This is a genomic window from Paenibacillus sp. J22R160 (assembly GCF_059692135.1).
On the sequence record NZ_JCAUAU010000002.1, the window covers coordinates 605,013 to 628,935 of the forward strand.

The following is a 23,923-nucleotide window of genomic DNA, read 5'->3' on the forward strand; positions in this document are numbered from 1 at the left end:
CTGCTTATAAAACGGCACATGGTATGCAGCAGAGTTGGCCTCGAGCAATTTCGGGGCTGATCTGCTGCATTTAGTGCTTTATACATTTGAATGAGAAGGAGTTTGGGATATGAAGGGTATTTGCCAAGTAAGCAAAGAGAACTGGGGTCATTATTTGGACTTGAAGGCAATTGTCGAGGAGGCTGAAGCTGCACTGACTTCTCCGAGTGTACATATCACAGAAGCGAGAGCACTGCAAAGTCCTGGGAGTGCGCACGATTATTATTCAAACGGAGATTATTGGTGGCCAAATCCAAACACGCCGGATGGGCTGCCTTATGTTCGCCGTGATGGCGAAAGCAATCCGGATAATTTCCATGAACATCGGAACCTGCTTAGACGGATGCGGACTTTGGTCGCCTTATTGACTTCCGCTCACCGCATTACGGGAGAGCAGAAGTACGCATCGAAAGCCGTGCAGCTTTTAGACGCATTTTTTCTTGACGAGAACACGCGAATGAATCCGCACCTGGTTTATGCACAGGCGATACCTGGTGTATGTGACGGACGAGGGATCGGCGTGATTGATACTTTGCATCTGATTGATGTGGCAGCCGCTGTTCATGTGCTGAAAAGTGAAGAAACCTCCTTGCTGGATAATCAGGTTCTGCAAGAGGTTACCTTATGGTTCGCGGACTATCTGCAATGGATGAACGAGCATCCGCAAGGGGTGGAAGAAAGAAACGAACCCAACAACCACGGAATCTGCTGGTTCGTACAGGCTGCTGCCTTCGCGAAGTTGACCGATAATCATGCTATGCTCGATTGGTGCAGAGAAGAATACAAGAGCCGATTGCTCGTGGAACAAATGGATGCGGATGGCAGTTTTCCAAGGGAACTGGCCCGAACCAAGCCGTATGCTTATTCCTTGTTCACATTGGATAATTTTGTAACACTTACGCATATCCTTTCCACACCGGAAGATAATCTTTGGGAGTTTCAGCTTTCAGATGGGCGAGGCGTTCAGAAAGGCATCATGTTTCTCTTGCCGTATTTGGAAAATAAACAATTGTGGCCTTATAGGGCTGATGTAGAATATGATAACGATTGGCCGGTCGCGATGTCGTTCTTATTGCTTGCTGGGCTTGCTTATGGTTCCGAAAGACTGCTTGCCTTATGGCGAACACTCGATCCAAACCCCCGTCAGGCAGAAATCAGACGAAATATGGCGATTCGGCAGCCGCTGCTTTGGCTATGAGTTGTCATAACGACAAGACGGTTCCACCTATTTCCGATATAATAAATGAAAGCAGTTACATCATGGCGATAAGGGGTTAGTGCTAATGAAGTTTAATCGGATCCGGTTCAACAAACGCAGTGTCATCGTTACTTGGCTTACTTCCTATATTTCGGTTCTTCTCGTTCCGATAATCATTAGCGGAATTTTATATGCAGCTTCCTGGCATGTGGTCGAATCGGAGGTGAATCGTGCCAACACGAACGCACTGAAGCAGATGGAATTGGCAATCGACAACAGCCTAGGCGGTATTGAGCGATTGAGTTTGGAAATTTCGCTCAATAAACAGGTGAACGCTTTTATCAATACGTCTCAGCCGCTTACGGATAACGATTACTACGATTTAGTCACGATCTCCAATGATTTGCGGGTCTACCAGACAGCCAACGAGTTCATTGAACAAATATATTTGTATTACAAAAATAGCGATACTGTGATATCCACGCGCAATCGGACAGATAGCCGCCAATTGTTTCAAATGTTGGACGGACAGACCCTTAAAGGTAATGAAGCATGGAAGACGTATTTGGACAAACGCTACATCCAGGAATATATGCCAGTTACGATAACGGAAGATGATAATGCGTATAAGGCCGTCCTGTTTGCCAAATCCGTTACGTTGGCGAATCGGGATCAGCCGGGCGCAGTGCTCCTGTTTGTCATGAAGGACTCCAAGCTGCTCGCCAATCTTCCGCCATCCGAAGCGACATCCGTAGCGGTGCTCGATAAAGAGAATCGGTTAGTGGCTTCCAGCGGTCTTGAGCAAAGTCCTGACTTTCTCACCTATGACAGATTCTCGGGTGAAAACGGACTCTTTTATGGGGTTGTGGCTGACAAACAAGTCGCTGTATCTTATACGACCTCGGCAAGGACAGGCTGGAAATACATGTCGATGATTCCCGCCGAGCGCTTTGACGATAAGATGAAGTATATGAAAAGCTTGGTATATGCAAGCATTATTCTAAGCCTTCTTCTGGGAGGGCTGGTCACGTTCTTGTTCCTGCGCAAAAATTACAATCCGATTCATCTGCTCATTCGAAGTTTTTCGATGAAAGCAGGGATTTCGTTTGCTGAGGGGACGAACGAGTACGGCTTTCTGCAAGATGCGCTCAACAATACATTTGCGGAGAAAGAGCAAGTAGACCGCCGGCTGCATCAGCACCGGGACGCGATTCGCTCCCATTTCTTGCAAGGGCTGCTGAAGGGGAACCTGGAGCAGGACATCCCCGTGCATGAATCGCTTTCCGCTCATGATATACGGCTGGATTCCCCGCATTTTGCCGTGCTGTTGTTTCATATCGATCACTTCGGCAAATTTCAGGAAGATGTCGTGATAGATTCGCAGAAAGTGAAATTGATGCAGTTCATTCTTATGAATGTGGTGGAAGAAGTAATCGGCCTACAGAACCGGGGCTTCACGACGGAAATTGACGATATGCAGGCTTGTATTTTTAATTTTGGCTCTGATGAGCCGGATTCGGATGAGCTGCGGCGAGTTGCCGAGTCGGTGAAATTATTCTTACTTGATCATTTTCATGTGCATTTGACGGTGTCGATTAGCTCTATCCATGAAGAATTGTTTGGTATTGCCGAGGCGTATCAAGAAGCGCTGTCGGCGATGGCTTATCGACTTGTCAAAGGGAGCGGAGCAATTATTCGTTACGATGAGTTACCGAGTTCCGAGGCTGTCCGGCAAGCTGGAAATTATTATTATCCGCTGCATGTGGAGCAGCAATTGATTAATTTCGTCAAGACGGGCGATTATGAGAAATCGAGCTCGATCATTGATCAAATTATTGAAACAAATGTATCCAATTCGGTTTTATCGGTGCCACTAGGCAAATGTCTGATGTTCGATCTTGCCAGCACGATGCTGAAAACAATGAATGAGATCGGTTCTCAAGGTAATAAAAAGTCCTTCATGGAACAATTTAATCCTGTCGAACGGTTATCTGAATGCGAAACGATCAGAGAAATGAAAAAGGAAATACTCGCGATCCTCGAACAGGTCTGTCAATCCATCCAAGCCGATCGGAAACAGGAGTACAGTCCACTGGGCGAGCTTGTTAGTGCTTATGTTAAGGCCAACTTTGCCGAAGAGAACTTGAACATTTCGATGATTGGAGAGAAATTCGGCATCACGCCTTCCTATTTATCCAAACAATTTAAAGCCCAAACCGGTGACGCACTGCTTGATTTCATAAGCCGGACACGTTTGGAGGAAGCCAAAAAGCTGCTAACCGAACAACCTTTGTCCATTATGGAGATTGCTCGGAAGGTTGGATATAACGATATCAATACGTTTAACCGGACGTTTAAGAAATTCGAGGGCATCACGCCAGGTAAATACAAAGAACTGAAACCTTTGTGATCTGATTTGTCAAAGTCGTACAAGCTTGCTTGCGCGGCTTTTCATTTTTTGCATAGCTATTTTGGATTCTGATGATTGTATTTTACGGATTTTAAAGGGGTATTTGCAGTTTTGACGATATTCAAGAGGGCGGTCGACCATCCATACTAAAGCCATGGTGCTGCAAACGAGAATCTGCACCAGATCATACGAGGGGGATTACCTATGAGGAAACATTCCAAAAGAAAGTCAATTAGCCTGGCGCTAAGCGTTGTAGTAGCATCCAGCATGTTCGTCGCATGTTCCAAAGTTAATACGGGGGCACCAAGTGAAACGGGAACTGCGAAAACGACAGCATCACCGACGGCCACAGCAGGCCAATATCCGATTAGTACGCAAGAAACGTTAACCTCTTGGGAACAGATGGATACGAATCTGACGTCATTTGTCCCAAACCTGGCTGAATCACCATTCGGTAAACGGTTAGAGAGCGAAACAGGTGTTAAGGTTAAGTACACGCACCCCGCAGACGGCCAGTCGAAGGACCAATTCAACCTGCTGATCGCCTCGAACAATTTGCCGGATGTCATTGAATACAATTGGGGCGGCGGCGGAGCGGCAGCGTATCCGGGCGGACCTGAGAAAGCCATCACAGACAAGGTCATTCTTCCTCTGAACGATTTAATCGATAAAAATGCGCCAAATTTAAAGAAACTGCTTCAGCAGGATAAAGAACTGGACAAAATGATTAAGACAGACAATGGCACCTATTATGCATTTCCAATGATTCGTCCAGACAATGGATTGGTCTTCAGGGGACCGATGATCCGCAAAGACTGGTTGGATGAGTTGAACCTTCCAGTGCCTACGACGATCGACGAGTGGTATACGGTTCTCAAGGCTTTCAAGGAGAAAAAAGGGGCAACTGCGCCATTCTCAGCGCAGTACAGCAATGAATTGAATATCCAAGATGCGTTCATTGGCGCTTTCAAAACAGCAAATCGCTTCTATATCGACGATCAAGGCAAAGTGAAATACGGACCTACGGATCCTCAATTCAAGGATGCGCTGACTTTACTGCACAAATGGTATGCCGAAGGCTTGCTTGATAAAGACTTCGCGCTTAACACGGACTCCAAGTCGCTCGATACCAAATTAATGAGCGACGCATCGGGTGCAACTGTTGGCTTATTAAGCGGAGGTATGGGCAGATGGATGGATACCGGCAAGAAGAAAAATCCGAAATTCCAACTAGTTGCCGCTCCTTATCCTACGTTGAATAAAGGCGAACGCGCTTTCATTGGTCAACGTGACTTCAAATACAACCCTGCAGCAAGTAAGGCGGTTTCAGGAGATTCCAAACATGCGGAGCTAGCAGTCAAATGGATGGATTACGCGTATAGCCCGAAAGGCAGTATGCTTTTCAACTTCGGTATTGAAGGCGAAAGCTACACAATGGATAACGGCGCACCTAAATTTTCTGAAAAGATCACGAAAGATCCTAAATATAACCTACAGCAAATGGTTTCCCAATACACGAAACCGAACGGTCCATTCCTAGGCGATAGCCGCAAAAGCTTCAATACGTTCAAAGAGCAGGATGAAGCGATCAAAATTTGGGAACAAACGGACGCTGCCAAGCATGTGCTGCCTCTTTTCTTGACGCCAACAGCCGAAGAAAGCAAAGAACTGGCCAAATTAAATACAGCTATTGCCAGTTATAAAGAAGAGATGTTCGTTAAGTTTGTCATGGGCAAAGAGCCGATCGACAAGTTCGATGACTACGTGAAACGGATTAAAGAGATGGGAATCGACAAGGTAACCCAAATCTATCAAGGCGCTCTAGATCGATACAATAAGCGATAATTAGTCTGCGGCGATTCTAGCGGAGGAAGGGACGTTTCCGTTCCGCCCCTCCGTAGAATAGCGCCATGGATGGAGAGGGGGATGCTATGAACACCATGATTTCCAAAACCAAACCGATGACAAACCTTGGAGAGAAAAGGAAACTGAACTTCGGAATTTTTCTGGATATTCGCAAAAACAAACTGCTCTATGTCATGCTGCTTCCTGTACTGCTTTATTATGTTGTGTTTCATTATGCGCCCATGTACGGTGCCATCATCGCATTCAAGGATTTCTCCCCGAGACTTGGCATTTGGGGGAGCGATTGGGTCGGTTTCGAGCATTTCCGCGAATTTTTTATGGGTCCTTACTTTTGGAGAACCATCAAAAATACGGTTTTGATCAGTTTCTATCAGTTATTATTCGGATTTCCGGCGCCTATTGTCTTAGCGCTTCTGCTGAACGAATTGAAACATGCTTTGTTTAAAAGAACCGTACAAACGATTACGTATATGCCTCACTTTATCTCATTGATTGTCATTTGCGGGATTCTCAAAGACTTCACATCTAGTGAAGGAGTTATCAACGATATTGTCGCTTTCTTCGGCGGAGAACGGTTGACCTTTTTGCTAGAGCCAAGTTTGTTCCGCACCGTGTATGTATCGTCAGGCATCTGGCAAAATATCGGCTGGGGGACAATCATTTTCTTGGCAGCTTTAACCGGGATCGACCAAGAGCAGTACGAAGCAGCCAAAATCGACGGCGCAGGACGATGGAAGCAAATGACGCATGTCACACTCCCTGGACTTATGCCAACCATTATTATTTTGCTTATTCTTGATATCGGCCGGATGATGAATGTCGGGTTTGAGAAAATCATTTTGCTGTATAATCCGGGTACTTATGAAACAGCTGACGTTATTTCCTCCTATGTCTATCGCGTTGGTCTGCAAGATTTCAATTACAGTTTCAGTTCAGCGGTGGGCTTGTTTAACTCGGTCATCAATTTTGTCCTGCTCATTTCATCCAACTGGTTAAGCCGCAAATTTAACGATACGAGCTTGTGGTAAAAAGGAGAGAGAGATATCATGCTGAACAAAGTGAGCGTCTCTGAGAGATGTTTCGATTATATCAATACGGTGCTGTTGCTCCTGCTGATGGTCCTTACCGTATATCCGCTGCTTTATGTGGCGTTTGCTTCAGTCAGTGACGCCGGAAGCCTGATGGGGCACAAAGGCATCTTGTGGCGTCCCATCGGCTTCTCGCTTGATGCTTATACGAATGTTTTCCGCAATCCGATGATTATAAAAGGCTATGGGAACACGTTTTTTGTCGTACTAATGGGCTTGGCCCTTAATATTACTCTGACCTCTTTCGGTGCTTACGCACTCTCGCGTAAGAGCTTGCAGTATCGCAAGCCACTCATGTTGTTCATCATTTTTACGATGTTCTTTAGCGGAGGGCTGATTCCTCTCTACTTGACGGTCAAGGGAGTGGGACTGGTTGATTCTTTATGGGCGCTCATCATTCCGCAGGCAATAAACACGTTTAACCTGATTCTGATGAAAACCGCATTCGAAGCTATCCCTGACGCGCTGGAGGAGTCGGCCAAAATGGACGGAGCGAACGATTTCGTCATTTTATTCCGAATCGTGCTGCCGCTTTCCATGCCTGTAATCGCCGTGATGCTGCTGTATTATGGTGTGAGCCATTGGAACTCCTGGTTCAATGCGATGATTTTTCTACAGGAACGTTCCCTCTATCCGCTGCAATTAGTGCTCAGGGAAATCCTGCTGCAAGGGGAAGCCAATGCCAATACAGGCGCTTCAGACGGGGATGCGGCTATGCTTGCTGCGACTTTGAAGTATGCGACGATTATTGTTGCAACGGTTCCGATTTTGTTCGTTTATCCATTTCTACAGAAATACTTTGTCAAAGGTGCTCTTATTGGTGCCATCAAAGGGTAAAGGGGGAGACTTGGCGTGAAAGAAAGCTACAGCTCGGCGGTTCACTTGGATGTAGATTGGGAACGTTTCATGGCGACAAACGATATGGAATGGGTAGTAAAGCCTGTAAGCTGGGATGAAGGGGCATTCCTTGGTAACGGCTTACTGGGCGCGATGGTATATGGGGAGGAACATGCGAGTAAACGGCATGTGCTCCGCATGGTTACTGGTCGCACGGATGTGACGGCAACTCGGATGGACAAACCGGGATTTCCGCCTCGTGTTCCGCTCGGTGAGCTGGATCTGGAATTAGTAGGGAGAATCTACCATCCGACACAGATGCGAGTCAGCCTGTGGAATGCAGAATTGCAGGCCACGCTGACGACAACGAGCGGCGAGGTCAAGCTTCGCTCGTTTGTGCACAGTCTCTATCCAGTGATAGCTGTGGAGATCGAGACGACAGCCGGCGAAAGCGGTGCCAGATGTGCTTGGTACTCCTATCCAGAAGTTGACCCCGTGCTGAAAAACGCTGACGGGGTGAATTTGAATCAATATATTCCGTCGACGGAAGTGGAACATAAAGATGTAGAGGGCGGAATACATGTGTGCACACAGCGCTATTCAGCTGAGGATGGCTGCGTGACCGCCTGGAAGGATGTACAGGTTTCACCGACTCGCCGCATCTTTTGGCTATCCATTGCGAGTGGACACAATGAATCAGCGGTTGCTGAAGCGGTAGAGGCTGTGACGCAGTCATCGGCAGCAAATTATGAAGAATGGGTGCAGGCCCATCGTGAATGGTGGCACCAGTATTATCGTCAAAGCTTCGTTTCGCTGCCTGATGGCCGTTTAGAAAGTTTTTACTGGATTCAGATGTACAAATTGGCATCGGCAACCCGAGCAGACAAGCCGTTGATCGATAATCAAGGACCTTGGCTCACCTCCACGCCTTGGCCAGGTGTCTGGTTTAATATGAACGTACAGATGAGCTACTCGCCGGTATATACGGCCAATCGTTTGCAAATGGGAGAATCGCTTGTTCGTTCATTAACGGACAACTGGGGCAATTTGATTCTGAATGTCCCGGAAGATTGCCGGCATGATTCGGCTGGATTAGGGCGCAGCTGCAGCTTCGATTTACGGGCTCAAGTAGATGATGAGGTCGGAAACTTGACTTGGATTTGTCATAGTATTTGGCGTCATTACCGATATGCCATGGACGAAAATATGCTGGGAGAAGTCTTATTCCCGATCTTAAGACGAAGCGTGAACTATTATAGGCATTTGTTAGAGGAGGGAACAGATGGTTTCCTCCATCTTCCGCCGACGATTTCACCAGAATACGGCTCGTTCATGCGGACCACCGTAAGGGATTGCCATTATGATCTTTCTCTGCTGCGCTGGGGCTGCGAGACATTGCTTCATATTTGCCATAGGCTGGGGACGCAGGATCCACTGATTCCGGAATGGGAAGTCATACGGAAGAAGTTGGTTCCGTTTCCCGTTGATGAGACGGGGTATATGATTGGACAAGATATGCCGCTTGCCTACGGTCACCGTCATTTCAGCCACTTGCTGGCGATTTTTCCGCTGCATCTCATTGGGGGAGAAACGGAAGAGGAGCATGCCTTAATCGCAACTTCTTTGCGTCATTGGCTCGGTAAAGAAGGCGATCTGCGCGGATTCAGCATGACCGGGGCAGCCTCAATTGCCGCTGTTCTCGGTTGGGGGGATGTAGCGCTGCGATTGCTGCAATCGCTGTTACTGATCATCAAGCCTAATACGATGTACAAGGAAGCGGGACCGGTAATCGAGACGCCGCTGGCTGGTGCGGAGTCGATACATGATATGCTGCTTCAAAGTTGGGGCGGCAAGCTGCGTGTGTTTCCGGCAGTTCCAGAAGCTTGGACGGAGCTGGCGTTCCATGATTTGCGAACGGAAGGCGCCTTCCTGGTCAGCGCTGTTCGTAAAGATGCCGTCACCCAGTGGATCAGAGTGAAGAGTTTGGCTGGAGAGCCATGTCTGATCAAGACAGGGTGGAAGGGGCTTGTGCACTGGAACATTATCGGTAATGACGAAGCGGTTCGAGTGTCTGGTGAAGCGTTCATCGACGATGAACTATCGCTTGATTTGGATGCCGGTGAAGAGGCTATTCTTTCCCAAGGCGAGGAGACACCGGATCTGCGCGTGCGTCCAGTTGAAGCAATAGACAAGGTGTCGTGTTATTTCGGGGGACATAAGCCTTGGCGTCTTTACGGATTTCATTTCTAGGCGACGGGGTTGAGTCCGATGAGGTGACTAGTGCTTTGTTAAGTCTAACGAACAGCACAGATTTTCCACGATTAAGGACTACGGCGTCCGTTAGCGCAAAAAATCCCGGCGAGGTCTTCCTCGCCGGGATTTTGGTGATTATTCTTATCTGCCTTCAGTTTAGAAGCGATCAAGACTTACGAACTCTCCAACAGGCTTGCGGTAGCCACGAGGTCTGCGTTTCTCTAAGTCTTCTTTCCCTATCGTGAGGAGTAGGGCTGGAACGGAGTCAAAACCGATCATAGGGCAAGTATCCCAACCCAGCCTTTCTCTTTGGCAGCGAGCATGAAGAGTTGAGCAGATAGGCTGACATTTCGGCTGATGCCTCCTATATGATCTACTAGACTTATGTATACACGAATCTTATGACTATATTTGCAAGAATGTCAATCGTCTAAGTAACAATTATGTGGAGGAGAACGTCTAATAGTGAAAGGGGGCGAATGTTCGTGAGTAAAATCAAGACGATGTTAGTAGCGACCTGTTGTATGATTTTTGTTGCAATGGTATTAACAAGCTGTGAGGAGCGGAATCGAGTGAGTGGAAGTGGAGATGCATTGAAAGAGTCTAACAAGAAAGTGGAGTCCGTATCTAGAGATCATTTAGTAACATATATGAATCTCATTCACACACTTAACTCCGTTTTCGAGAGTCATCAAGTAAAGATCCTATCTTCATACAGCAACGAGCATGAGGGTTTCTTAGAAATTCGTCGGATAGGGAATCACACTAGTGCACTTTCGGATGAAGAGATTGCAGCGCTAAAAAAAGACGTGTATAAAGCTGTCGGAGCAGAGTTTCCATTAAATATTAAAGTAAATACAAACGCAGAGCAGTCAGGAATGACTGGTAAAATCAGCGCAATTGACAAGCAGGGGAGATTCTTGGTCGTCTCTTCAGATAAATTCTTAGACACTGAAAAGAAAATGCCGGATGCCGCTTGGTACAAAATGGTAGTTGATTCTGACATCACTTTTGAAGGGAAGCCTGTCCCAATAAAGGATGTTAGTATTGGCTCATCCGTCAAAGTGTGGTCAGAGGGTGTTATGCTATTGAGTTACCCAGGTCAGACTGCGGGTTTACGACTTGAAATAACTGCATGGGACGATGGGACTGGTGATGCGAGCGGTATAGTTACTGGATTGGAGAAAACAGGGGAAGGCATGAACGAAGGGCGTAATATTGAAGTAGACGGGGTGAAATATCAGCAACTTCCTATTGCACAAGTTTGGATAAGAGGTGAAATGCTTAGCGTTAACGACTTAAAAGTCGGAGACCACGTGAAGATTTGGTTTACTGGGTACGAAGTTGGACCCGAGAAAATGGTAACAAAAGTCGTCATAGACCGATAAGTGACCTGTTACTTTCTCCACATCGAATATAAGATTTGTTGACAATGAAATTCGCAAATTAATTCTACCACCTGCATGACAATGTGGAATTAAGTTCAAGATATTAGAGATGATGTTAAGTAGGGGCTTCCCCATCAACCACATCCCTGGTTTTCTTTATATTGCTATAAGCCTAATCTTTTTGTACGATGCAACTTTCTTTACCCCTCCCTATTTTTTCACCCCTATGAAAAAACGTTTCTCTAGACCCACACAAACTTCAGTTGCTATGATTAACAAGCACAAGGAATGCCGAGGGGAGTACGGGGAATTATGGAACAAGAGATGCGATATGAAAACTTAAAAATGGGAGAACGAGGAACTATCATTAGTATAGTTGCCTACATATGTCTTTCCGCCTTGAAGTTAATCATTGGACATATAGCAGGTTCAGAAGCTTTGAAAGCGGATGGATTGAACAATGCTACGGATATTGTGGCATCGATTGCGGTATTGATCGGTTTAAAATTGGCTCAAAAACCGGCGGATGATAACCACCCGTACGGACATTGGAAATCGGAGACGATTGCCTCTTTAGTCGCCTCATTTATCATGATGGCAGTCGGTCTAGATGTATTTATAACCGCCGTCAAATCGATTTTTCAAGCAAGCGAGCAAGCGCCGGATCTCACTTCCGTGTGGACAGGGTTATTCTGTGCGGTCGTCATGTATGTTGTTTATCGGTACAATAAAAATCTTGCCCATAAAATTAAAAGTCAAGCCGTTATGGCCGCAGCGAAAGATAATTTATCCGATGCTTTTGTCAGTATCGGGACCGTCATTGGTATCGTGGGTTCCCAATTTAGTTTGCCATGGCTTGACCCTTTGACCGCGGTATTAGTTGGATTTATTATTTGTAAAACGGCATGGGAAATATTCCGTGAGGCCTCTCACTACTTATCAGATGGGTTCGATGAAACGTCTATTCAAGCTTTTAAAGATACTGTACTGCAAGTCGATGGGGTTGAAAGTGTAAAGGACCTCCGCGCTAGAAATTACGGAAGTAATGCGGTTGTTGATGTTGTTCTTTCTATAAAAGCAGATTTGGATTTTCAAAAGGCGCATGATATTGCAACAAAAGTAGAAAATGAATTAAAGAAGACTTCAGAGGTTTTTGAAGTTCATGTTCATTACGAACCAGCTAAATGAATTAAGCATATAGAAACCACACGCGAACCGAAGCTTTTACAGTCAGTTGGCCAGGTTCGATAGGGGTTTCAACCGCACTTGCAGCAAACTTAGCCGTCATGTAAGGCGCAGGCCCTGCCGTCCGCGAAGGTTCCTGGACTTGAGAAGGGACCGCTCCAAGGGTCACACCCAGTGTATTTGCGATGGTATAAGCTTTCTGACGAGCGTTGTGAATGGCAAGCGATAATGCTTGATTCTCATAAAATTCTGGATGTGCTATAGTAAACTGAATGCTGGTGACATTATTCGCAGCATTGGAAACGGCAGTATCAACAAGATTTCCTGTCTGATCTACATGATCCGTGGTGATTTGTAGCAGATGGGTGATTCTATAACCTCGAAAGATTTGTTTCCCATCCACATAATCATGAACGATTTCTATACGATAATCATGCGTTTGTATCTTTTCTCGAGGTATGTTTAGATTCATCATCGATTGAATAATGTTGGTTATGGTTTTGGCGTTTTCGGACTGAATGTCCTGCAAGCTAGGACCATCTGTAACGACGCCAAGCACAACAACAGCCCGGTCGGGTGTTGCCGTCACCGTACCCTCACCCAGGACTTCGATGGTAGATGAGTGGTTGGAATGCGAAGGAGATGCTGTCTTGTTAATTGGATACCCGTACATGGAAGGACTCCTTTCTAGTAGCAGTCATTAACCAATGTATGAGGAATTCAATTGAAACATAACGGGAGGTTAGCGGGGAGCTTCGTGAGAAATGATCATTAAATTTGGATTGACACTGTCAACGTGTGTTATCATGGTACCAAGCTACGAATAAGTGACATGCAAAACGATTACTTGGAGGGAGAATTCATTAATAACGTCGTCCTGAATGATGCAATGACCATGTTGAAGGAAACAAGCCGTACTTTTTATATACCTATAAATAGTTTGGATGCAGGCTTGAAGGAGGCTGTAACATCAGCCTATCTGTGTATGCGCGCTATAGACGAAATCGAGGATCATGATCAAATCGAAGACGCATTGAAAGTTAACTTATTAATCGGGATACATAAGGCTTTCCAGTCCACAAACACTATTCCTGCCATACAAAATGTCCTATCACCGTATAAGGCGGTATTACCAGCAGTCACCATGCGACTCGATGAGTGGGCGCTGCTTTGTCCGTCTTCCGCTGCACCAGTTGTTTATTCTTACATCGCAAAAATGTCTTTGGAAATGGCCGAGTGGGTTCAGAGCGGTTGGAACATCCATACAGAAGAGGATTTGGATCGCTATACGTATAGCGTTGCTGGTATGGTCGGTGAAATGCTATCGGAACTGTGGTTGTGGCATGACGGAACGCAATCCGATCTAACGAAAGCGGTTGCCTTCGGAAGAGGGCTGCAGGCGGTAAATATTCTCCGCAATCGAGCAGAGGATCTGAAACGCGGCGTTGACTTTTTCCCAGACGGCTGGGACTTCAAGGAAATGCAGGAGTACACACGTCGCAATCTACAGATTGCCGACTCTTATATCGCGGATCTTAAGGAAGGTCCGGCATTGAAGTTTTGCAAAGTACCCTTAGCGCTTGCTCATGCTACGGTTAACCTCATCGCTGTTGGCGGTAACAAATTAACAAGAGATGCGGTTCTGAAAATTGTGAGTCGTGTATCCGGATAATCGGATCATTCAGAGATAGAAAAAAAGACTTCATTCACCAGGAGGAGGAAAGGTGAGTGGAGTCTTTTTTGTGCTTGCAGCTAAGTCAAACGATTAACGTTGGAAACCTTGCAGTTGTTGTTCAGCCATTTGTACCAATCTTTTTGTAATACTTCCACCAATAGAGCCTGCGTCGCGAGTTGCGAGATTCCCATTGTAACCATCTGGTGATAGAGGAATTCCTAATTGTTGAGCTACTTCATATTTCATTTGATTTAAAGCTGCTTTCGCTTGAGGAACCACTAATGTACTATTGTTTGCCATGGAAAAAATCACTCCTTTTTTTGGTGTACTCCTATCATGCGGAGTGTAAGGAACTATTATGCATGCATCATTTGCAAAGTTTATTGGTAATTTTAACCTTGCATCTATTTTCTAAATGTAAAATAAATTTCTTGATATAAATAAAATTCGTGTGCTACACTATTTCCATAATATCTCAATTTTATGCCATTATCTGTTAGTAGGGCAGGTGAACATGTGCATGTCAAACCAGTTACGCATTGGAGTGGTTGGTATCTACCATGAAACGAACACTTTCGCTCCTGTACAGACGCATTGGAATGATTTTCAACATTGCTTCACGCTTGGCAGGGATGCCTTCATGGATTTATTTGAGCATACCCGAACGACTATGGGAGGAGTTATTGCTGCATCGACGCAAGAGAAAGTTTCACTTGTCCCAGGGCTGTACACATCTGCTACACCAAGCGGCATCGTATCGGAAGAAGCAGCTCAGATGATTATGGAGCAGTTAACGCGTTCAATTGAGTCCAATCTTGACGGAATGGTCGTTATTCTTCATGGAGCTATGGTTTCCGAACGGTGTTTCGACATGGAATCTGCCATATTAGAGGCTATCCGTAACGTTATAGGTGAGCAAATTCCTATTGCGGTCACTGTAGACTTTCACGCCAATCTTGGTGAGAAGATGTCTCAGTTATGCAACTTGCTCGTTGGATACGATACTTACCCGCATATTGATGCCTACGAGCGCGGAGAGGAAGCGCTGCATCTGTTGGTTCGTCAGATTCGCCGCGGCATTGAGCCTGTCATGGTCATTGCCAGATCCAACATGCTCGTTGTACCGCAAAAAATGATAACGACAAAAGGGATCATGAAGATGATTATGGAAGAAGCTTTTAATATGGAGAAGCATCCTGAGGTACTTAACGTGACCGTCTGTGGTGGATTTCCATACAGTGATGTACCTTTCGCAGGAATGGCTTTTGCGGTAACGACCGATAGGAATGAAGCTTTGGCGCACAGTTACGCGGAGAAGCTAGCTTATCTGGCATGGTCATTTCGAGATGAATTTTTAGTACAACAAGTTGAAGTCGGGCAAGCGATAAGACTTGCGATGGATGCCAAAGAGGGACCCGTCATTTTCGTTGAAGGCTCAGATAATGTTGGGGGAGGAGCTCCTGCCGATGGGACACATTTGTTGCCTGAGCTATTCAAGCTCCCGCGTCAGAGTTTGATCGTTATTCGTGATCGGGAAGCTGTTTCATTGGCATGCCAGCAAGGTGTGGGCAAGAAAATTTCATGTGATATTGGTGGAAAAAGCGATAGCCTGCATGGAATGCCTGTTCCAATTGAAGGAAGGATCAAGCTGCTTTTTGATGGGACATATAAGCATAGAGGGCCTTATATGAAAGGAACCGTAGCTTATATGGGGAAAACGGCTGTCATCGAAGTCAATCAGGTTACGATTGTTCTCACTGAAGAACGAGTTCCCCCATGGGACATTGGCCATGTCGAATCCATAGGCTTGAATCCCAAAGATTTTCATCTAATCGTAGTTAAATCGGCTGTTGCCTGGATGAGTGCATTCGGTTCTATCGCCAAGCAAGTCATCGAAGTAGATACCCCAGGATGTTGTACCACCTCACTTCATCGTCTACCTTTCCAACATGTCCCACAATCCGTCTTTCCACTTCATTTTCTTGAAAAGGAGCATGCTGAGTGAACCGATACTTACAATCCGTAGAGAGATTGCAAGAAGCGAAAGCTTATGTGGCGGGAGGTGTAGCAAGCAGCCTTCGAGCTTCAATGAAACCGACTCCCTTGTATGTGCAAAAGGCATTCGGAGCAAGAATTCTCGATGTGGACCATCATGAATATATCGACTATATGCTGGCCTATGGGCCATTGATTCTCGGTCATGCTCATCCTGCTTTTAACGAACAACTGTATGATGCCATGCAAAATGGAAGTACATACGGTTTGCAACATGATGGTGAAATCCGCTTGGGACAACGCTTAACCGAAATACTCCCCTGTGCGGAACAAGTGGCATTCAGCGGATCGGGGACAGAAGCGGTGATGTTGGCTCTGCGATTGGCTCGAGCCTATACGGGTAAGACCAAAACGGTTCGGTTCTATGGCCACTATCATGGTTGGTCGGATGCGATATTCACTTCGTTTCCGAGCCCGGACTTTTCCTCGTCTGGCCCTTCAGAAGCTGGATCGGAAATCATTCAGGGAACGGCAGGTCAGAGTCAAAATAGCCTGCAGGATCTAATTTTGCTGCCATGGAACGATCCAGAAGCATTAGAGGAGATTTTAACGAAACATCACCATGAGATCTCAGCCGTTATAACGGAGCCGGTTATGTGTAATTCCGGGTGTATTTCGCCCAAACCAGGGTATATGGAGAAAATGAGGGAGTTAACTTCAAAATTCGGCATTGTTTTAATTTGGGATGAGGTAATTACAGGATTTCGACTAGGATTAGGTGGGGCTCACGAGCGATTCGGCATTCATCCAGACCTGGTAACGATCGGCAAAGCGATGGCTGGAGGCATTCCCTTAAGCGCGGTAGCCGGTAAGAGAGACATCATGCGTCTTATCGAAGAAGGAACGGTTATGCATCTTGGTACTCTAAACGGAAACTGCCTGGCTACCGCCGCGGGGTTAGCGGTGATCCAAGAGTTGTCCAGATCGGATGGGCAAGCATTCAAGGACATGGAACATATAGCGACGATGCTCGCAGAGGGGATACGTTCGATTCTCAAAACGAACGGACTCCAAGCGGTTATCAATCAACAGGGGCCAGTGTTCCATCTGATGTTCATCGATCGAGCCGAAGTAACAGATTTCGATACGTTCAACCTTCGTGATACTCAGTTGTATACCCGATTTGCTGAAGAAATGTTGTACGAGGGCATACTCGTTCGTCCGAATGGGCTTTGGTACGTGTCCACCGCACATGGGGAGAAGGAAGTTCAGGAAACTCTGGCTGCTGTTGAACGGGTTGCACAACGAATTGCTGCTCATAGTAGATAAGTAGAATGGGCTCTTTGGAACGACAATGTTGGAAGGAGTGGTGAAAATTGAAACAACCTATAGCGACTGATGGAGCAAGCGGCAAGCCTTTTTCTTCCGCGATAGCAGCGGGAGGTTTCGTATTCGTGTCCGGTCAAGGAGGACTGGACCCTGAGACTGGCGTAGTCGTAAGCGATGACTTGAAGAGCCAGACTTTGCAGACACTGGAGAACATTCGTCGTATTTTGCAAGCAGCAAATGCCACATTAGAGGATGTCGTAAAAGTGAACGTGTACTTGAAAGAACGATCACATTATGAAGCATTCAACGAGGTGTACGGAAGCTATTTTGCCTATCCCTATCCGGCTAGGACGACAATCTATTGCGATTTAAATTTTGATATTTTAGTAGAAATTGATGTCATCGCACTTTCTCCAAAAAGGATGGATCATTGATGAGTATGACGGATAAATCAAGTCAAACCGTCAAATCGGCTGACCGCGTGCTAGATATTTTTGAATTGTTCGGGGAAGTTGAAGCACGTGAATTAAGTTTAATGGACATCACACGCCGTCTGGAGCTCCCAGCGAGCAGTGTATTTAAGATTTTGCAGAATCTGGTTCATCGCGGTTACTTGGAGAAGGACGAGAATGGAAAGATGTTTCGCCTTGGTTATAAAATCTTTCAAATTGGTGCCAAATATGCACAGCAAACGAATATAACCACAGAGTTTCAATATATTGCTGGGCAGATCGTTTCAGAAGTAAATGAAGCCGTTTATTTAGCGATTCGGAGCGATAGGAATATCTTATATATTGCTGAAAAACAGAGTACGCACCATGTGCGCTTTATCTCGCATCTGGGCATGAAGCTTCCGCTTCATACTACAGCGATGGGAAAGCTATTTCTAAGTGCAATGAGTGACGACGATGTCGTGCAGCTGTACGGAGAGCAGGAACTTGGTCTTCTGACCGATCACACCATTTCCGATCTCGAGAAATTAGTGGAGCAGTTAAAGGAGATTCGCCGGGTAGGAGTGGCTTACAGCGAGGGGGAAGCTGTACAAGGTATCCGTTGTGCAGCTGCCCCCATCTTCAATGCCAATCAAGAATTGATAGCCGCGATGAGCATCTCAATTCCGACAACTCGGTGGAAGGAAGAAACTTGGAGCCAAATGACGGAGCTAGTCGTGCAAGGGGCGAAGAAGCTTACTTCAATCCATTATTATCAAGCTACTTAACCATCGGTGAATTGTTTCCTTAACTCTAGGGGAGTGAACCCGTTCATTTCCTTAAATACTTTATCGAAATAATTAACGTTACAGAAACCAGTGCGTTCTGCAATTTGCGTAATCGTAAGGTCTTTCTCAATCAATAATCGTTTGGCCATCTCTACCCGATAGCGGTTGATGTAGTTCATCGGGGTAAGTCCAGTGACCTTTTTAAAAAAGCGGGTAAAGTGAAAAGGACTCAAATTTACCAGCCCACCGAGGGTGTCGGTATAAATTTTTTGAGCATAACTGGTCTCTATGAAATCTATGGCAGGTTTGAGCCGTTTGTATTGATCAAAGCTTTTGTTCAAGTCTTTTGATAGACTCAGCTCTTGCTGATAGCTGCGAAGCATAGGAATCATCATGCGATATAGGGACGATTTGATGATGAGCTCACTGCCAATATCTTGTACCACGTATTCTTTGTAAGCGAGTTCAAATTGGGTCGTCAGTTCGTTCCATAACGGATGTGAGGGGAGGATGGGCTCCAGAATGGGAGCGGTCTGTATGAAGCGGGCGTATAAATGCTGTAATTCGGAATGCTCAAAAGAGCCAGATAACAAGGACATATCGAAGATCATCCCGTGGATGGTGCTGCTCTTGCCGTTTAGCGATTGCATGGAATGAATCTTGCAGCTATTAATAAATAAAATAGCCGGTGCACGAACGACAAAAGTTCGATTATCGATATGAATTTGAGCTTCACCTTCAACAAGCTGAATAAACTCGAGGTGTTCGTGCCAATGAGGTCTTACCAAGTGAAAACAGCTGATGACTTCGGTCATTCGTAAAGGGAAGCGCCTACCTTCGAAGGGTTCAATTTTCTTCAAAGCATCCAATATTGCTCACCCGCCTTATCTATCAGATGATTCTGAGTATACCATAGTCTATAACGCACCGAAACGAAGAAAAGAGCAAAATCTTGTAAGGAAAGCGCAATTTCTTCTATAGAACCTGAGGTCAGAAATACGCGATAATAAAATCAATAAAAGGGTTCATAGAGGAGAGAGCAAATTTGACGGGCAAGATGGCGCTGCAAGTTCAGAAACATTTACCAGATCTGTGGAAAGAGGGAGCACTGTTTGCTTTCTCCGGATATGACGGACAGACGGATTCGAATTCTCTATTCATAGCTACGGTGGGGGCTGAAGAGATCAGTCTGCTATTTCATACACCGAAGCGCAGATGGCTGCAATTTCTTGTTCCCCATTCAGGCGAGGTTCGAATCGCCACGGGAGACGTCATGTTAACCGAACTGGATGAAGGCCCGCTGTTGGCGGTTTATCAAAGCTGGCATACACTTGTCGGGCTGGCTCCGCAGGCAGTGGATATTCGACTAAGCTTTGAAGAAGAAGATGGGGGCAAAGCTTGGACACAAGATGCCCTTTTCATAACGGAGGCAGCAAACGGAAGGGATGCCATCGTTCTGCTAAGAGAGAAGGAACGATGGGTATTAGCTTACGGAAGCCAGCTAGATGAAGCTGTTAGCCGGGCAGTGAAGGGACTGACATTCGACGCTTGGGAAGAAACGGAAGCCAGGCTGCAATTTTATCAGCGTGTTCCTAGACTCGATGACCCATTGAAGGAACGGCTGCTTCTGAAGTGTTTTAGCGTGATGAAAGTCAACACCTTGGCACCTGAAGGGACTATTCGACAGCATTGGTCCACGCCTGACCGAGTCCCTCACCAAGCGATGTGGCTATGGGACTCCGTATTTCATTCGTTTGCGATGAATGTGTTGGACCCCGAGTTATCTTGGGAATTCCTGAAATCCGTCTTAGATACGCAGCGTGAAGATGGCATGATTCCCCATACCTGTAAAGTTGATGGATCGGGTTCTAACATGACTCAGCCTCCCTTACTCGCATGGGGTGTCTGGGAGAACTACTTACATACGAAACAGAACATCTATTTACGCTATGCGCTCCCTATATTGGAACGTTATCTGAATTGGGATATAACAAACCGAGACCGCAACGGGAATGGGCTGCTGGAATGGATGATCGAAGGCAATCCGCTTTGTCGTTCCGGAGAATCCGGTATGGATAATTCTCCACGGTTTGATCGTGCTGCGGTATTGGATGCTGTTGATTTTTCTGTCTTCGTCGCCCAGGATGCTCATTACCTCGGCTTAATCGCGGATGAGCTCGGAGAGACAGAAATAGCTCAGCGTTGGCAGCGTAAAGCGGCTGATTTAAACGATCAGATTCAGAATTTGCTCTGGGATGAGAGCGATGGATTTTACTATGATCGAGAGATGGACGGTAGCTTCTCTCGGGTGAAGTCGGTTAGTGGATTTTTACCATTGCTGCTAGTTCATTTGCCTCAAGAACGTACTGAACGATTAGTAGCCATGCTGCAGGATCCAAATCATTTTCAAACCAGATTCCCTATTCCAACAACAGCCGCCTCGGAAGAAACGTACAGCACAGACATGTGGAGAGGTCCTGTATGGATGAATACGAACTACCTTATCTATACCGGCCTTAAGAAGCAGGGGAAGCAAGCGGAAGCAGATCAACTTGCTCAGCAAAGTATCCAAATGGTGCAGAAATACTATGAACAATACGGGGTTATTTTTGAGTATTTTGATTCAGCGGACCTCGTACCCCCACCAGACTGCGATCGTAAGGGTCCACCGACAGGCAGGTATAATATTCGTCAAAAGATGGACGCTGTCAGAGATTTTCATTGGTCGGCTGCTTTGACAGCTTGTCTATTAATGGAACAGGCATAGGGGGAACAATTGTGGCGCAGTTAAGCGGAAAAGTGATTCTAGTAACAGGGGCGCTTGGCAAGCTGGGATTGTCAGCCGTTAGGATGTTTCTTGAGAGGGGCGCCAAAGTCGTAGCGACAGATATTGCTGCACCAGAGAATGCGAATCAGAGGTTGAACGAGCCAGCCATCGCTCCTTATCTCCCAAATGACTTATTGTATATCCAATCCGATGCGCGAGATGAGAAGCAGGTCACACTTGCATTAGAAAGTGTCCAGAGCAGGTGGGGCCGCTTGGATGGTTTATACCATAATGCGTATACACAAATATCCAAACCCGCACTGCAGCTCACTTTAGAGGAATGGAATCAAGTGCTTTTAGGAACTTTGACGAGTACATTTCTGATAAATAAATATGCCCTTCCGCTCCTGATTGAATCGGGAGGTGGCGTTATTCTTAATGCTTCCTCTGTCTTAAGTCATAAGGTGAAGCCGACCTGTCTCGCTTATGGTGCCGCCAAAGCAGGCGTCAATCAGATGACCCGTGTCATAGCCGCTGACTACGCCCATATGGGTGTTCGAGCGAATGCTCTGCTCCCGGGAGACATTAAGACGGAAGAGGCATTACATGCACTTCCGTCTTCCTTCAAAGAAGCGGTTGCCAAGATGACCCCTCTCGGCCGCTCGGGAACGCCTGATGAAGTTTCGGAATTGGCTGCCTTTTTGCTATCCGATTCGGCATCCTATATAACTGGCGCTCTACTTACAATAGACGGAGGATTTGCGCTATGAACGATTTCTTGTTCCACCACGGAACACGCGAAACGTTAAAACAGCAAGCCCAGGAGGGGTATGCCGTAGTGATTCCGCTTGCGGCTACGGAGCAGCACGGGCCTCATCTTCCGGTATTTACCGACAGCATGATTGGTGAACATATTGCTTTTGAAGCCTGTAAGAAGGCTGCGGTGTCCACGAAGCTACTATTGGCCCCAACGCTTGTTGTCGGGTGTTCGCAGCATCATTTGGATTTCGGCGGCACTCTATCCTTCACTTCATCTACGTATCTCCTCATGCTGAAGGAATTAGGTGAAAGTCTAGTGAGCGGCGGTTTTCGTAAAATCATTTTTCTTAACGCACATGGTGGCAATGAACCTATGATGCATCAGGCTGCTCAAGACTTAGCCGTGCAATATGATATTTGGGTCGCCTCCGCCTCTTATTGGAGCTTATCTCGAGCAGCCCTTACGGAGCTCGGGTCGCAAGAGACGGGGATGGTCCCGGGGCATGCCGGGGGCTTCGAAACCTCACTTATCGCTTCCCTTGCGCCGGATTTAATACGTCATGCAAGTACAGACAGCCCTTCACATCCGCAGCGGTCTTGGATTAATGCCGGTCCTCCAGGTTCTTTCATCGGCAAACACAAATACTTAACGGGCGTGGACGGTTATACGGACTCTGCTCGCCCGGCTGATGCGGCTAAGGGAGCCATGTACTTACAAGCAATCATTGAATCGACTGCACAGTGGCTTGCGCAAGTCGGCAATTGGATGAATGAAGGAGTGGGATCTGCCTAATGAGCGCACGAACTGAGCGGAAAAAAGTAGCTGCAATCATTACGGAATACCGTCCTGATTCCCATGCGGAAGTGATCATCGGGCGGCTGCTGGGCATGTTCGGGTATACGCCGAAGATCGATGTGGTATCGCTGTATCTGGATCAGGTTCCTTCGAACGATATCGGGACTACAGAAGCACAAAAGCGAGGTATTCCAGTCTACGGCTCCATTTTGGACGCAATTGCAGCTCCCCTTGTTGGGAGTCCGATTCATGGCGTTCTTTTGATAGGTGAACATGGAGACTATCCATGGAACGAGAAGCGTCAAAAGATGTATCCACGACGCTACTTTTTCGAAGAAACGTTCCGTGCTTTGGATCTATTGGGGCTGAACGTACCTATATTTAATGATAAACATCTATCTTATTGCATGCAGGATGCAGAGTGGATATACAGTGAGCTGAAGAAGAGAGGACTGCCTTTTCTGGGGGGATCCTCTATTCCGCATACGCCACAAATGCCAGCGTATTCTCCAGAGAAGTTAAATCAAGTGCAGGAGATTTTCGTGGTCAGTTGGCTTGGCATTGAATCATATGGCTTTCATGGCATGGAGGTGCTGCAGGCCGCAGCCGAACAACGAGCAGGCGGTGAGACCGGAATCCGCTCGGTTCAAACGCTGGAAGGCAGGTCGGTGTGGGCCGCAATGGATCGGGGAGAGGTTCCCGAGGATCTCATGATGCAGGCTCTTGGCTCACTAAGCGATGTTCTGCCAGGGCATCCGAGGGATCATGTTGATGTGCCTGTTTTGTTCATGATTACCTATACGGATGGTTTAAAAGGTTATGTACTTCAGCTGCAGCGTTTTATACGAGAGTGGGGACTTGCTTTCCGTGAAGCAAATGGGGAAATTACAGCTGCCCGCTGTGATAGCGGAATGGGGCGTCCCTACACCCATTTTGAGAAGCTGACAAAACTGATTGAGCAGATGGTGCTGACTGGTCGTTCACCCGTCAGTGCAGAGCGGACTTATTTGACTACCGGAATGATCAATCTGGCCATGGAATCTCTGCATCTAGGAAGAAAGATAGACTCACCGCAGCTGAGTTCTATTTCATATACCAATTGAGCCGAGGAGGAGACCA

Annotated in this window: 20 protein-coding genes and 1 pseudogene; 17 read left to right on the forward strand and 4 right to left on the reverse strand. The window is 46.5% G+C overall.

Translation table 11 applies throughout. From position 1 onward, the window contains the following. Window positions 1-109: 109 nt before the first annotated feature. From AC58UW_RS06385 to AC58UW_RS06410, 6 genes are all read left to right on the forward strand, one after another. Entirely contained in the window at window positions 110-1,237 is a 1,128-nt protein-coding gene (locus tag AC58UW_RS06385) for an alginate lyase family protein (protein WP_497419839.1), read from the forward strand. Window positions 1,238-1,322: 85 nt separating this feature from the next. Next, window positions 1,323-3,647 carry a helix-turn-helix domain-containing protein gene (locus AC58UW_RS06390; protein WP_497419840.1) on the forward strand — a complete coding sequence of 775 codons (2,325 nt, stop codon included), beginning with the start codon at window positions 1,323-1,325 and terminating at the stop codon, window positions 3,645-3,647. 204 nt (window positions 3,648-3,851) lie between these two features. Further along, window positions 3,852-5,492, forward strand: coding sequence for an extracellular solute-binding protein (locus AC58UW_RS06395; protein ID WP_497419841.1), 1,641 nt, complete (start codon window positions 3,852-3,854; stop codon window positions 5,490-5,492). A 116-nt stretch (window positions 5,493-5,608) separates the two neighbouring features. After that, on the forward strand, window positions 5,609-6,541 hold the full coding sequence (locus AC58UW_RS06400; RefSeq protein WP_497420002.1) for an ABC transporter permease: 933 nt from the start codon (window positions 5,609-5,611) through the stop codon (window positions 6,539-6,541). An 18-nt stretch (window positions 6,542-6,559) separates the two neighbouring features. After that, the gene (locus tag AC58UW_RS06405) at window positions 6,560-7,438 is read left to right on the forward strand and encodes a carbohydrate ABC transporter permease (protein WP_497419842.1); all 879 of its coding nucleotides are present in this window, start codon (window positions 6,560-6,562) and stop codon (window positions 7,436-7,438) included. A 15-nt stretch (window positions 7,439-7,453) separates the two neighbouring features. After that, the gene (locus AC58UW_RS06410; RefSeq protein ID WP_497419843.1) at window positions 7,454-9,688 is read left to right on the forward strand and encodes a glycosyl hydrolase family 95 catalytic domain-containing protein; all 2,235 of its coding nucleotides are present in this window, start codon (window positions 7,454-7,456) and stop codon (window positions 9,686-9,688) included. A gap of 159 nt (window positions 9,689-9,847) precedes the next feature. Here AC58UW_RS06410 and AC58UW_RS06415 read toward each other — a convergent pair. Next, a pseudogene (locus AC58UW_RS06415) lies at window positions 9,848-10,044 on the reverse strand (nitroreductase family protein); the annotation flags it as partial. A gap of 132 nt (window positions 10,045-10,176) precedes the next feature. Here AC58UW_RS06415 and AC58UW_RS06420 point away from each other — a divergent pair. Next, the gene (locus AC58UW_RS06420; protein WP_497419844.1) at window positions 10,177-11,079 is read left to right on the forward strand and encodes a DUF3221 domain-containing protein; all 903 of its coding nucleotides are present in this window, start codon (window positions 10,177-10,179) and stop codon (window positions 11,077-11,079) included. A 312-nt stretch (window positions 11,080-11,391) separates the two neighbouring features. Further along, on the forward strand, window positions 11,392-12,267 hold the full coding sequence (locus AC58UW_RS06425) for a cation diffusion facilitator family transporter (RefSeq protein ID WP_497419845.1): 876 nt from the start codon (window positions 11,392-11,394) through the stop codon (window positions 12,265-12,267). Between the two features lies 1 nt (window position 12,268). On the opposite strand, the gene AC58UW_RS06430 is transcribed toward AC58UW_RS06425, so the two are convergent. After that, entirely contained in the window at window positions 12,269-12,937 is a 669-nt protein-coding gene (locus AC58UW_RS06430) for an SIMPL domain-containing protein (RefSeq protein ID WP_497419846.1), read from the reverse strand. 159 nt (window positions 12,938-13,096) lie between these two features. Here AC58UW_RS06430 and AC58UW_RS06435 point away from each other — a divergent pair, with 159 nt between their 5' ends. Next, window positions 13,097-13,936 (forward strand): squalene/phytoene synthase family protein, encoded by an 840-nt coding sequence (locus AC58UW_RS06435; RefSeq protein WP_497419847.1) that lies wholly within the window; start codon window positions 13,097-13,099, stop codon window positions 13,934-13,936. A 93-nt stretch (window positions 13,937-14,029) separates the two neighbouring features. Here AC58UW_RS06435 and AC58UW_RS06440 read toward each other — a convergent pair whose 3' ends face one another. Further along, complete coding sequence (locus tag AC58UW_RS06440) at window positions 14,030-14,239, reverse strand: alpha/beta-type small acid-soluble spore protein (RefSeq protein ID WP_127450781.1); 210 nt, start codon at window positions 14,237-14,239, stop codon at window positions 14,030-14,032. Between the two features lie 220 nt (window positions 14,240-14,459). On the opposite strand from AC58UW_RS06440, the gene AC58UW_RS06445 reads away from it, so the two are divergent. Genes AC58UW_RS06445 through AC58UW_RS06460 form a run of 4 tightly spaced genes read left to right on the forward strand, consistent with a single transcriptional unit; the run spans window position 14,460 to window position 18,482 of the window. Further along, window positions 14,460-15,944, forward strand: a complete 1,485-nt coding sequence (locus AC58UW_RS06445; RefSeq protein WP_497419848.1) for a M81 family metallopeptidase — start codon at window positions 14,460-14,462, stop codon at window positions 15,942-15,944. Then, a complete protein-coding gene (locus AC58UW_RS06450; protein ID WP_497419849.1) occupies window positions 15,941-17,263 on the forward strand; it encodes an aspartate aminotransferase family protein in 1,323 nt (440 codons plus the stop codon). Before AC58UW_RS06445 ends, AC58UW_RS06450 begins: the two co-directional genes overlap by 4 nt. A 47-nt stretch (window positions 17,264-17,310) precedes the next feature. Continuing rightward, a complete protein-coding gene (locus AC58UW_RS06455) occupies window positions 17,311-17,697 on the forward strand; it encodes a RidA family protein (protein ID WP_497419850.1) in 387 nt (128 codons plus the stop codon). After that, on the forward strand, window positions 17,697-18,482 hold the full coding sequence (locus AC58UW_RS06460; RefSeq protein ID WP_497419851.1) for an IclR family transcriptional regulator: 786 nt from the start codon (window positions 17,697-17,699) through the stop codon (window positions 18,480-18,482). Before AC58UW_RS06455 ends, AC58UW_RS06460 begins: the two co-directional genes overlap by 1 nt. Here the strand turns inward: AC58UW_RS06460 and AC58UW_RS06465 are convergent. Further along, window positions 18,479-19,342, reverse strand: coding sequence for a helix-turn-helix domain-containing protein (locus tag AC58UW_RS06465; protein WP_497419852.1), 864 nt, complete (start codon window positions 19,340-19,342; stop codon window positions 18,479-18,481). The genes AC58UW_RS06460 and AC58UW_RS06465 overlap by 4 nt on opposite strands. A gap of 185 nt (window positions 19,343-19,527) precedes the next feature. On the opposite strand from AC58UW_RS06465, the gene AC58UW_RS06470 reads away from it, so the two are divergent. The 4 genes from AC58UW_RS06470 to AC58UW_RS06485 are packed head-to-tail and all read left to right on the forward strand — an operon-like array spanning window position 19,528 to window position 23,907. Further along, window positions 19,528-21,249 carry an amylo-alpha-1,6-glucosidase gene (locus AC58UW_RS06470; RefSeq protein ID WP_497419853.1) on the forward strand — a complete coding sequence of 574 codons (1,722 nt, stop codon included), beginning with the start codon at window positions 19,528-19,530 and terminating at the stop codon, window positions 21,247-21,249. Between the two features lie 11 nt (window positions 21,250-21,260). Next, window positions 21,261-22,019: an SDR family NAD(P)-dependent oxidoreductase gene (locus tag AC58UW_RS06475; RefSeq protein WP_497419854.1), complete on the forward strand. Its 759-nt coding sequence runs from the start codon at window positions 21,261-21,263 to the stop codon at window positions 22,017-22,019. Continuing rightward, window positions 22,016-22,801 (forward strand): creatininase family protein, encoded by a 786-nt coding sequence (locus AC58UW_RS06480; RefSeq protein WP_497419855.1) that lies wholly within the window; start codon window positions 22,016-22,018, stop codon window positions 22,799-22,801. The genes AC58UW_RS06475 and AC58UW_RS06480 overlap by 4 nt, the downstream gene beginning before the upstream one ends. Beyond that, a complete protein-coding gene (locus AC58UW_RS06485) occupies window positions 22,801-23,907 on the forward strand; it encodes a hypothetical protein (protein ID WP_497419856.1) in 1,107 nt (368 codons plus the stop codon). The genes AC58UW_RS06480 and AC58UW_RS06485 overlap by 1 nt, the downstream gene beginning before the upstream one ends. The last annotated feature ends 16 nt before the right edge of the window (window positions 23,908-23,923 follow it).